The following is a 9,467-nucleotide window of genomic DNA, read 5'->3' on the forward strand; positions in this document are numbered from 1 at the left end:
GCCGCTGAGGCCGGGGTCGGGCGGGGTGGGCAGACAGGGTTCAGGGGTCTGCCGAGGCCACCAGTCAGGGGTATGTAGGGGACCGACCCTGATGCCCGGACCTGCCCGTACATGTGACCATCGGGGCATGCCAGTCGCCACGCCCCGCCGAGCAGCGAGCGCCCGCGCCCCAGAACCGGAGGAGCCGCAGCCGCGCAAGCTCTACCGCAGCGCCGAAGGGCGGATGCTCGGAGGCGTCGCGCGCGGGCTCGCCGGGCATCTCGGGGTGCCGGTCGTCTGGGTACGGATCGTCTTCCTCGCACTCTTCCTCTCGGACGGTCTCGGCGCGCTGCTGTACGCCGTCTTCTGGTTCGTGGTGCCGCTCGGCGTGGGCGGCGTGGACGCGCCGCGCTCGGCGTTCGCGACCACACCCGACGGGCGCCGCAAGCTCCGCAAGCCCGACAAGGGCCAGGTCTTCGCCCTCTTCGCGCTGCTCGTCGGCGCCGTCACCTTCGTCACCAACGTCGACGTGGGCGGCCAGGCCGGGCGGTACGTCTGGCCGGCGCTGCTGATCGGCCTGGGCGTCGTCCTCGTATGGCGCCAGGCCGACAACGCGCGCCGCGCCCACTGGACGGAGACGCCCCGCCGCCGCCGGATGCTGCAACTGGCACGCGGCATGGCGGGCGTGGCGCTGGTCGGCGTCGGCCTCACGGCGTTCCTGGTGGTACGGGGCTCCGCGGCGCAGCTCGGCAACGTACTGACAGCGGCCCTCGCGGTCGTCACCGGCATCGCGCTCCTCGCGGGGCCCTGGCTGGTCCGTATGACCCAGGACCTGTCCGAGGAGCGCCTGATGCGCATCCGCGCCCAGGAGCGCGCCGAAGTAGCGGCGCACGTACACGACTCGGTCCTCCACACCCTGACGCTGATCCAGCGGAACGCGGAGGAGCCGGGGGAGGTACGGCGCCTCGCCCGCGCCCAGGAGCGGGAACTGCGCAACTGGCTCTACAAGCCGGAGGGCACCGGCAAGGACGAGTCCGAGGAGCCCGACACCCTGGCCGAGGCGGTCAAGCGGGCGGCGGCGGAGGTCGAGGACAAGCACGGCGTACCGCTGGAGGTCGTGGTCGTCGGCGACTGCCCGCTCGACGACAAACTGGTCGCGCAGATGCAGGCCGCCCGTGAGGCGATGGTGAACGCCGCCAAGTACGGTGGCCAGGGCGGGGCGGTGCAGGTGTACGCGGAGGTCGAGGGCCGGACGGTCTTCGTTTCCGTACGGGACCGGGGGCCGGGGTTCGATCTGGACGCGGTGCCGGGCGACCGTATGGGCGTACGGGAATCGATCATCGGCCGCATGCAGCGCAACGGCGGCACGGCGAGACTGCGTTCCGCGCCCGACGGGGGCACGGAAGTCGAGCTTGAGATGGAGAGGGCGGCGGACGCATGACCGATACCGAGGGAACCCAGGAGCGGCCCGACCGGCAGGTGCGGGTGGTCCTGGTGGACGACCACCGGATGTTCCGGACGGGGGTGCAGGCGGAGATCGGGCAGACCGCGACGACCGGCGTCGAGGTGGTCGGCGAAGCCGCCGACGTCGACCAGGCGGTCACGGTCATCACGGCGACCCGCCCCGAGGTGGTCCTGCTCGACGTCCACCTGCCGGGCGGCGGCGGCGTCGAAGTCCTGCGCCGGTGCGCGCCGCTGATGGGGGCGGCGGAGAACCCGGTGCGGTTCCTGGCGCTGTCGGTGTCGGACGCGGCGGAGGACGTGATCGGCGTGATCCGGGGCGGGGCGCGCGGGTACGTCACGAAGACGATCACGGGTACGGACCTCGTCGACTCGGTCTTCCGCGTGCAGGACGGTGACGCGGTCTTCTCGCCGCGGCTTGCGGGGTTCGTACTGGACGCGTTCGCGTCGACGGACGCACCGCCGGTCGACGAGGACCTGGACCGGCTGACGCAGCGGGAGCGGGAGGTGCTGCGGCTGATCGCACGGGGTTACGCGTACAAGGAGATCGCGAAGCAGCTCTTCATCTCGGTGAAGACGGTCGAGTCCCATGTGTCGGCGGTGCTGCGCAAGCTCCAGCTCTCGAACCGGCACGAGCTGACGCGGTGGGCGACGGCGCGCCGGCTGGTGTGACAGTGCCGGATCCCTGTGACCGTCACGCGGACGTTTCGCGGGCGGCGCCCCGGCGCATGGTGCCGCTTACCGCATCGAGGTACTCCTCCATGGCGTCCCTGTTGCGGATGAGGCATTCGATGCGCGCGTTCATCCGGTCGCGTTCGCGTTGCAGCGTGGCGAGCATCTCCGGTGTCGCGTCGGGGAAGTGGATGACGCGGGGCTTGTCGAGGCACGGGAGGATCTGTTTGATGATCCGGGTGGGCAGTCCGGCGTCGAGCAGTCCTCTGATCTGCATGACGCGGTCCACGAAGCGTTCGTCGTACTCGCGGTAGCCGTTGGGGGAGCGGTCGGCGGCGATCAGGCCCTGCTCCTCGTAGTAGCGCAGCAGTCGCCGGGGTGTGTTGGTGCGCTCCGACAGCTCTCCGATGCGCATGTGGCGTGCCTCACATCTCACTTGCCGCGTTGACCCTCACATCAATGTGAGGGTTCGAGCATAGTGGCATGAGAAACCACACCACGGAACTCACCCGCCCCCAAGCCGAATTCAAGACCCAGAAGCTGCCACTGCCCGCCCTGCTGGCGCTTGCCACGGCCGTCTTCATCACCAGCCTGACGGAGACCCTGCCCGCCGGCCTGTTGCCCGCGATGAGCGCCGACCTGGGCGTCAGCGAGTCCGCGACGGGGCAGACGGTGACGGTCTACGCGATCGGGACCGCGCTCACCGCGATCCCCCTGACCGCCGCCACCGCGGGGTGGCGGCGCAAGCGCCTGCTGCTGACAGCGATGGCGGGATTCGCCGCCGCCAACACGGTGACGGCACTTTCGGAGAACTACTCCCTGACCATGGTGGCCCGCTTCGTCGCCGGAGTGGCCGCCGGTCTGGCCTGGGCGCTGCTCGCCGGATACGCCCGCCGCATGGCGCCCGTACACCTGGAAGGCAAAGCGATCGCGATCGCCATGGCCGGCATTCCGGTCGCCCTGTCGCTGGGAGTGCCGGCCGGGACCTTCCTGGGCAACGCACTCGGCTGGCAAGCGGCGTTCCTGATCATGACCGCGCTGACCGTGGTCCTGCTCGGCTGGATCACCGCGACGGTCCCGGACTATCCCGGGCAGCGGCGGCAGGACGGCCGCCGGACTCCGGTTCTGCGGGCGCTGCGCGTCCCGGGCGTAACGCCGGTCCTGTTCGTCACCTTCGTCTTCGTGCTGGCGCACACCATCCTCTATACCTTCATCGCCACGTTCCTGGAGCGGCTCGGCATGGGTGACTCGACCGACCTCGTGCTGCTGGTCTTCGGCGCCGCGTCCCTGGTGAGCATCTGGATCGTGGGCGCGCAGATCAACCGCCGGCTGCGGGCCCTCACCGTCGTCAGCACCCTCCTGGTCGCTGGGGCGGCGGCGATCCTGGCGGTGCTGGCCGACAGCCCCGCCATGGTGTACGTCGCGGTGACGCTGTGGGGGCTCGGATGGGGAGGCGCCCCCACCCTCCTGCAAACCGCCGTGGGCGACGCGGGCGGCGACGCCGCCGACGCCGCGCAAGCGATGCTCGTCACCTTGTGGAACGCGGCCATGGCGGGCGGCGGAGTGGCCGGCGGGATCCTCCTCGACAGCCTCGGCTCAACTTCCTTCCCGTGGAGCGTGCTGGTGCTGCTGGTGCCAGTGTTGCTGGTGGTGCTCGCCGCGCGGGTGCACGGCTTCCCGGCGAGGCGGGCGAGCAGGGTCTCGTGAGCGCTTATGCCGCCTCGGCCAGCGTCTCGCGGGCTTCCATCAGGGCGAAGCCGAGGAGGTTGAGTCCGCGCCACGTGGTGGGTGACGTGGCGCGGGCGTCGTCGGCTGCGAGGCCGATGCCCCAGACCGGGTCCAGCGGGCTGGCCTCGACCAGGACGCGGTTACGGGTGGCGAGGAGGTACTGGAGCAGGGCGTCGTGCCGGCCGAACTTGGCGATGTTGCCGCGTACGACGATTCCGTAGCGGTGCTCGCGCCAGATCGCCTCGTCGAAGCCGGTGACCTGCCGGCCCAGGGCTTTGGCCTCGCCGGGCGTCTTGGCCCGAAGGACTCTGCCGGCGGTTTCGGCGTCCCCGAACAGCCACGCCTTGTGCGCCATCATGTAGTGCTCGGCGGAGCGGTACGTGCGGCCGTCCTCGGTGAATTCCACGGGCCACCACTGGCTCAGGCAGCCGGGACCGGCGGCGGTGCCGGGGGTCGGCCGGTGGCCCCAGAAGTAGAGGTAGCGGAGGCGTTGCCGGGGGCCTGCTCCCTGTTCTGCGGCGATGGCCTCCTCGACGGACCGGGGGAGAGAGGGGCGAGCGCGATGGTCGTTCGACATGGCCGAACCGTCACACACCGGAGCCGGACGCCTCAAGGCAATTGACGGCTCCAACGTTCCCACCTGCGGTGAGTCGTGTCTTCAGTGCCTGCTCGACCGTGCAGAGCCGAGCGACGACGAGACCCCGCAAGTCCCGCCGCTCCCGGCAGCGTTGCCCCGCCCGATGCAGTCGCCTTATTGGATTGCCGTCGCCGAGCCCGGTCGGACAGGAAGCTTGCATGCTAAGGGGCAGCAAGGTCGGGCTCAGGGCCCGGCACGAGGACGACATCCCGATCCTGCGGGCCGAGCTCTACGACGACGTGGTCAACGCCTCGCGGTCCGAAGGAGGGCCGTGGCGGCCGATCACGCCCGGCTCGAAGGACACGCGGCTCGTGGTGGACGACAAGGAGCAAGGACACGTTCCGTTCTCCGTGGTGGAGCTGGACGGTGGCACGCTGGTCGGCACCGCGACGCTGTGGGGCATCGACAACCACAACCGGTCCGCGCACATCGGGTTGGGGCTGCTGCCGTCCTCCCGCGGCAAGGGCTACGGCACCGACGTGGTCGCGGTGCTGTGCCATTACGGTTTCGTCGTGCGCGGCCTGCAACGGCTGCAGATCGAGACGCTGTCGGACAACGCCGCGATGCTGCGCTCCGCCGAACGCAACGGCTTCGTACGCGAGGGCGTGCTGCGTTCATCGGCCTGGGTGATGGGCGAGTTCCTGGACGAGGTGCTGCTCGGCCTCCTCGCCCAGGACTGGAAGCCGGACTCGCAGGGCTAGGGCCTCCGGCACATCACGAAAACCAGTGGAACAGCGCCGCTGTGCGCCCTTACCGTGCTGCCGAACCAAGTCGTCTGGGCAAGGACGTGCCGTTGTACACCCTGTGAGACCTCCCGAGCGCTGAATCGTCGCGCGTCGCGCATGTGCGCCGCGCTCCTTTTTGCTGCGGACTTCTCACTGAAACCGGTGTACTTCTGTGCTCGAAAACTGGGTGGTCGTGCCCACCTGCCTGCCGCTCGTTCTCCGCCGTTGCCACGCGTGCGCGTCCGAGCGCTTCCGGGCAAGCGGTAAATTTCGCGTCAACGCACACCACAAGCTCATCGACGCCTGGCTCCTCGCGCTCTGTACCGCTTGCGGGGAAACCGCAAAGCTCACGGTCCTGGAGCGGATGAATGTGCGCTCCGTACGACCTGAGCTGCTGGACCGGCTGCATGACAACGACCCTGGCCTGACAGCTGAGCTGCTCCAGGATCCGGACGTGCGGCGCCGTAATCGCATCGCCCTCGACTGGGACAACGCCTGGCGCCTCGACACCGGCGGATCGGATCACCTGGACCGCGGATGGGGTCTCCCCTGCTCGAGCGAAGCCGAGAGCTTGGGGAAGATCGACGTCTCGGTCCGCTTTGCGGCGCGGATCCCTGTCCGGCCGGTGCGACTGATCGCTGAAGGCTGCGGTCTTTCGCGGGCCGAGGTCGAGAGACTGATCATGGAGGGGAAGCTCGTTTCGGCGGTCCGGCTGAGCGGCAAGCTCTCCGGCGACTTCACCTTCACGCTCAAGCGCTGAGCCCTCCTCGGCACCAGGGGCCTGTCCGGCAAGACCTGCCGGACAGGCCCCTGGCCCGACTGGGGCGGGCGCCCGCCCCGCCCCCACCCTCAGTGCCTTCGGCCCCGCAGCCGCCCCAGCAGCTGCCTTGCCTGGCTGCGCCTCCTGGGGTCGGACGCCGCCCGGCGTGTCTGCGCGATCGTCCGGCGCCCCTGCGGGCTGCGTGCGTACTGCTTGATCCGGCTGATGATGCCCGGCATGGTCGGCCCTCCGTTCACGGTTGTGGCAGGTAGATATGGGTGCCCCATGTGGCCGGCGCCCATGTCTCTATGTACGCCACTTACCCCGTCTGAAGGGTCCGAGACCTGCCTGACGTGGCCCACCGGCCCGGAACCCGCGCCACAGAAGCCCTACGCCGGTCTCGTCGCCCCCGCGAACGGCATCTCGTCGATCGGGGCCACCCGCACCGGTGCGCCGGGGCGGGGCGCGTGGATCATCTGGCCGTTGCCGATGTAGAGGCCCACGTGGCTGATGCCGGAGTAGAAGAAGACCAGGTCCCCCGGAGCCAGCTCCGGGCGTGAGACGCGCCGGCCGGCGTTGATCTGCGTATACGTCGTACGGGGGAGCGAGACGCCCGCCGCCTTCCACGCTGCCTGCGTCAGGCCCGAGCAGTCGAAGGCGGACGGCCCCGTGGCGCCCCAGACGTACGGCTTGCCGATCGCCCCGTACGCGAAGGAAATCGCCTGCCCGGCGCGGGAGTTGGGCACGCCGGCCGATTGGCCGCCGCGCGGGGCGCCACGGTCGGCCCGGGCAGTGGTGGCGGGCGAGGCGCCGTGGCCGTCCTGCTGTGCGTACTGAGCCCGCTGTTCCGCCGTGAGACGGGACAGCAGGTTCTCGGCCGCGCCGATCTTGTCCTGGATCTTCGCCTTGTGCCTGCGCAGGTCCTTCTGGTGCGCCTTGAGTTCGGCCAGGCGGTCGCCCGCCTCCTCCCTCACCTGCTCGATCTCGCCGAGCTGCCGCCGAATCCCGGTGACGGCCGCGGCCTGCCGGTCGCCCGCGCGGTCGGCGATCGCGGCGCGTTCCAGGTACTGGTCCGGGTCGGAGGTCAGCGCCAGCTGCACGGCCGGGTCGACGGCGCCGGTGCGGTACTGCGCGGTGGCGAGCGTACCGAGCGCGTTGCGGGCCGTGTTGAGGCGGCCGGTCCTGCGGGCGGCCTCGTCGCGCAGCTCGTCCAGCGACTTTCCGACGGTGTCCGCCCTCTCCTTCACGCCGTTGTACTTCTCGGTGGCGACCTCGGCCTCGCGGTACAGCTGATCGACCTTCGCCTTCACCTGGGCGGGGGTGAGGGCGGGCTCCGCGTGCCCGATGCCGTCGAACGCGGCGGCGCTCGCCGCTCCGGCGAGCGCGAAGGTGACGGCGGTGCGGGCGGTGTTGCCCGAGAGGGTGCGCTGCTTGGGCTTTCGGTGCGTGGCCACGAGGGCGTCCACGTCCTTCCGTCCTGTACGTCGTACGTCGTGCGTCGTACATCGCGTACGTCGCCGTACGTCGCTGTACGTCGAGCCGCTCGCATCCGGCGGCGGTCCGCACAGGGGAACGGGACCGCCGCCGGATTTTCGGCGGTGGTGTCCGACTGCCGATCCGGGGAGGAGCGGCGGTGGGGAGTCGGTCACCTGGGGAAGGACGCTAAACCTGCGAGTCACGGAAGAGCGGCGTAATGACCGACAGTGGTCGAATTCGGCCCCCGCGTGCACGGGGTTGAGAGGCCGACTCGCGCCGGAAGCGAACCTTCCGCTCCTCCGCGACCGAAACGGCGATGGCGCGGGAACCTGGCTGCCGGGCCTGCTATGGCCGGAGCTAGGCTCCGGTTCATGGACGTACTCATCAATGTCTTCGTCGCCCTGCACATCATCGGCATCGCCGCGCTGCTCGGCGGCTTCCTGACCCAGATGAAGGCGATGGGTGCCGGCACGGCCCGCTTCAGCCCGGCGATGCTGCACGGCGCGCTGACCATGCTCGTCACGGGCGTGGCGCTGGTGGGCCTCAACCAGGCCGACGGCCAGACCGTGAACAACCTCAAGATCGGTATCAAGCTCGCGATCCTCGTGGTGATCCTCGGCCTGGTGTACGTCAAGCGTGACGAAGAGAAGGCCGAGAAGGCACTCTTCGGCGCGGTCGGCGGGCTGACCGTCGCGAACATCTTCATCGCGGTGCTCTGGACCTGAGTCCGGTCGCCTCCGCCGACCGCTCGATCGCGTCGGCCGCCGTGCGCAGGCCGTCGCGGCCGCTGATCTCCGATCCCGTGGCGGACAGGCGGGTGCGCAGCGCGGTGTCGGTGAGCAGCCGGTCGACGGCGGCGGTCAGTTCCCCGGCCGTGCACCGGTAGGGGTCCAGCCGGACACCGAAGCCGAGTTCGTCCATGCGCTGCGCGTTGTCGTACTGGTCCCAGAACAGCGGCAGCAGCACCATCGGCTTCCCGAAGTGCAGGGACTCGGTGGTCGTGTTGTTGCCGCCGTGGGTGATCACCAGGTCGACGTGGGGCAGGACCGACGTCTGCGGGAGGAATGCGGCGCCCGTCATGTTCGCGGCAAGCTCGATCTCCTCGTGCAGCGGGCCCATGGAGACGACGTAACGGTGCGGCGTCTTCGCCAGTACGCCGATGATGCGGCGCATCAGCTCCACGTCGGCCGAGCCGAGCGAGGTTCGTGGTCCCGGACTCGTGGATGAATTCGAGGTCGGGCAGGGGCGGCGCGCCCTGCTCCACCACCCACGTGTTGAAGGACGTCCACAGCTCGCGGTGGGTGCGGTCGTACTCGGCGCGGAAGGCCGCCCAGCCGGTGCGGTCGGCCGCCGGGTAGCCGGAGAAGGCGGGCGGGACGGTGGGGCTCTTGATTTCGAGCGGGTTGCAGGAGTTGATCCGTACGAACGGGGCACCGGCGGTGAGGAGGGCCGGGAAGGCGACCACGTTGTCCTCGACGATGACGTCGGGGCGGGTACGGGCGATGATCTCCTTCAGCTGCGGCTCGCAGTAACGGGCGCCGGCGATCAGCTCCTCCCACACCGGTCTGATCCACGTCTCCAGCTGCTGGATCGTCGGCTTGCGGAACTCCGGTGCGGTGCCGCGGACGAAGTCCTTCCAGAACTGGCCCGGGTCCTGGCCCCGATCCGCTCCTTCCGCCGGTGGCGCGAGGTCCACCAGGTCCTCCTCGAAGCCGAGCGCCGTCAGCTTGCCCTTCCACGACGCCTCGGCGACCGTCCCGAAGTAGCACCCGGCACACGCGGGCCGAGGGGCCGGACGGGCACGAGCCCGACGAGGTGCGGGCGGAAGGAGTGGCCGAGGACCTCGTGCCGCACAAGACGTTCCGCGGCAACCACCCGACGACGACGATCCTCGCGGACGAGCTCACCCCCTCTGTGCTGGGCCAGTTGATCGCGCTGTACGAGCACAAGGTGTTCGTCCAGGGCGCCATCTGGAACATCGACTCGTTCGACCAGTGGGGTGTCGAGCTCGGCAAGGTACTGGCCAAGA

Annotated in this window: 11 protein-coding genes and 1 pseudogene; 7 read left to right on the forward strand and 5 right to left on the reverse strand. The window is 70.1% G+C overall.

The annotated features are described in order from the left end of the window. The first annotated feature begins 127 nt into the window (after positions 1-127). Both J7E91_RS04165 and J7E91_RS04170 read left to right on the forward strand, forming a co-directional pair. On the forward strand, positions 128-1,420 hold the full coding sequence (locus J7E91_RS04165) for an ATP-binding protein (protein ID WP_214899187.1): 1,293 nt from the start codon (positions 128-130) through the stop codon (positions 1,418-1,420). Continuing rightward, a complete protein-coding gene (locus J7E91_RS04170) occupies positions 1,417-2,112 on the forward strand; it encodes a response regulator transcription factor (protein ID WP_214899189.1) in 696 nt (231 codons plus the stop codon). The genes J7E91_RS04165 and J7E91_RS04170 overlap by 4 nt, the downstream gene beginning before the upstream one ends. A gap of 22 nt (positions 2,113-2,134) precedes the next feature. Here J7E91_RS04170 and J7E91_RS04175 read toward each other — a convergent pair whose 3' ends face one another. Next, positions 2,135-2,527, reverse strand: coding sequence for a MerR family transcriptional regulator (locus J7E91_RS04175; RefSeq protein ID WP_214899191.1), 393 nt, complete (start codon positions 2,525-2,527; stop codon positions 2,135-2,137). 68 nt (positions 2,528-2,595) lie between these two features. Here J7E91_RS04175 and J7E91_RS04180 point away from each other — a divergent pair, with 68 nt between their 5' ends. Continuing rightward, the gene (locus tag J7E91_RS04180; RefSeq protein WP_214899193.1) at positions 2,596-3,819 is read left to right on the forward strand and encodes an MFS transporter; all 1,224 of its coding nucleotides are present in this window, start codon (positions 2,596-2,598) and stop codon (positions 3,817-3,819) included. Between the two features lie 4 nt (positions 3,820-3,823). Here the strand turns inward: J7E91_RS04180 and J7E91_RS04185 are convergent, their stop codons facing one another. Then, positions 3,824-4,417, reverse strand: a complete 594-nt coding sequence (locus J7E91_RS04185; RefSeq protein WP_214899195.1) for an NADAR family protein — start codon at positions 4,415-4,417, stop codon at positions 3,824-3,826. A 218-nt stretch (positions 4,418-4,635) separates the two neighbouring features. Between J7E91_RS04185 and J7E91_RS04190 the strand changes: the two genes are divergently transcribed. Both J7E91_RS04190 and J7E91_RS04195 read left to right on the forward strand, forming a co-directional pair. Next, positions 4,636-5,178 carry a GNAT family N-acetyltransferase gene (locus J7E91_RS04190; protein ID WP_214899197.1) on the forward strand — a complete coding sequence of 181 codons (543 nt, stop codon included), beginning with the start codon at positions 4,636-4,638 and terminating at the stop codon, positions 5,176-5,178. 196 nt (positions 5,179-5,374) lie between these two features. Beyond that, positions 5,375-5,962: a DUF1062 domain-containing protein gene (locus J7E91_RS04195; RefSeq protein WP_214899198.1), complete on the forward strand. Its 588-nt coding sequence runs from the start codon at positions 5,375-5,377 to the stop codon at positions 5,960-5,962. An 89-nt stretch (positions 5,963-6,051) separates the two neighbouring features. Here J7E91_RS04195 and J7E91_RS04200 read toward each other — a convergent pair whose 3' ends face one another. Beyond that, positions 6,052-6,201: a hypothetical protein gene (locus J7E91_RS04200; protein ID WP_214899199.1), complete on the reverse strand. Its 150-nt coding sequence runs from the start codon at positions 6,199-6,201 to the stop codon at positions 6,052-6,054. A 150-nt stretch (positions 6,202-6,351) separates the two neighbouring features. Then, positions 6,352-7,416, reverse strand: a complete 1,065-nt coding sequence (locus J7E91_RS04205; RefSeq protein WP_214899225.1) for a C40 family peptidase — start codon at positions 7,414-7,416, stop codon at positions 6,352-6,354. 393 nt (positions 7,417-7,809) lie between these two features. Between J7E91_RS04205 and J7E91_RS04210 the strand changes: the two genes are divergently transcribed. Next, positions 7,810-8,163, forward strand: coding sequence for a hypothetical protein (locus tag J7E91_RS04210; RefSeq protein WP_214899200.1), 354 nt, complete (start codon positions 7,810-7,812; stop codon positions 8,161-8,163). Here J7E91_RS04210 and J7E91_RS35675 read toward each other — a convergent pair. After that, complete coding sequence (locus J7E91_RS35675; RefSeq protein ID WP_251015175.1) at positions 8,141-8,611, reverse strand: glycosyltransferase; 471 nt, start codon at positions 8,609-8,611, stop codon at positions 8,141-8,143. The genes J7E91_RS04210 and J7E91_RS35675 overlap by 23 nt on opposite strands. Positions 8,612-9,235: 624 nt before the next feature. Here J7E91_RS35675 and J7E91_RS04220 point away from each other — a divergent pair. Next, a pseudogene (locus J7E91_RS04220) lies at positions 9,236-9,467 on the forward strand (glucose-6-phosphate isomerase); the annotation flags it as partial.

Source organism: Streptomyces sp. ISL-99 (assembly GCF_018614005.1).
Lineage (GTDB): Bacteria > Actinomycetota > Actinomycetes > Streptomycetales > Streptomycetaceae > Streptomyces > Streptomyces flavidovirens.

Bases quoted from the DNA above. Each gene is read 5' to 3' on its own strand.
- J7E91_RS04165 (WP_214899187.1), top strand. From the start codon at position 128: ATGCCAGTCGCCACGCCCCGCCGAGCAGCGAGCGCCCGCGCCCCAGAA.
- J7E91_RS04170 (WP_214899189.1), top strand. From the start codon at position 1,417: ATGACCGATACCGAGGGAACCCAGGAGCGGCCCGACCGGCAGGTGCGG.
- J7E91_RS04175 (WP_214899191.1), bottom strand. From the start codon at position 2,527: ATGCGCATCGGAGAGCTGTCGGAGCGCACCAACACACCCCGGCGACTG.
- J7E91_RS04180 (WP_214899193.1), top strand. From the start codon at position 2,596: ATGAGAAACCACACCACGGAACTCACCCGCCCCCAAGCCGAATTCAAG.
- J7E91_RS04185 (WP_214899195.1), bottom strand. From the start codon at position 4,417: ATGTCGAACGACCATCGCGCTCGCCCCTCTCTCCCCCGGTCCGTCGAG.
- J7E91_RS04190 (WP_214899197.1), top strand. From the start codon at position 4,636: ATGCTAAGGGGCAGCAAGGTCGGGCTCAGGGCCCGGCACGAGGACGAC.
- J7E91_RS04200 (WP_214899199.1), bottom strand. From the start codon at position 6,201: ATGCCGGGCATCATCAGCCGGATCAAGCAGTACGCACGCAGCCCGCAG.
- J7E91_RS04210 (WP_214899200.1), top strand. From the start codon at position 7,810: ATGGACGTACTCATCAATGTCTTCGTCGCCCTGCACATCATCGGCATC.
- J7E91_RS35675 (WP_251015175.1), bottom strand. From the start codon at position 8,611: ATGCGCCGCATCATCGGCGTACTGGCGAAGACGCCGCACCGTTACGTC.